The following is a 255-nucleotide window of genomic DNA, read 5'->3' as shown; positions in this document are numbered from 1 at the left end:
GCGCCAGGCTGCGACGCGGTGATGCTCGACCTGCACGGCGCGATGGTCGCCGAGCAGAGCGCGGACGGCGAGGGCGACCTGCTCGCGCGGGTGCGTGCGGCGCTGCCGGCTGCGCCGATCGCGGTCGCGCTCGACCTGCATGCGCACGTCACGCAGAAGATGATCGACAACGCGGACGTGATCGTCAGTTTCAAGACGTATCCGCACGTCGACATGTACGAGACCGGCGAGCATGCGGCGCGGCTGCTGCTGGAC

Annotated in this window: 1 protein-coding gene; it reads left to right on the top strand. The window is 69.8% G+C overall.

Annotated features, from left to right (window positions below; translation table 11 throughout):
• Positions 1-21 precede the first annotated feature (21 nt).
• On the top strand, positions 22-255 hold a 234-nt coding region (locus AAEY79_RS15690), incomplete at its 3' end, for a M81 family metallopeptidase (RefSeq protein WP_352289529.1).

Origin of the sequence: Psychrobacter sp. GW64-MNA-CIBAN-0177, assembly GCF_040309585.1 — a bacterium.
Taxonomy (GTDB): domain Bacteria; phylum Pseudomonadota; class Gammaproteobacteria; order Pseudomonadales; family Moraxellaceae; genus Psychrobacter; species Psychrobacter okhotskensis.
This window is presented reverse-complemented; position numbering and strand designations above follow the sequence as displayed.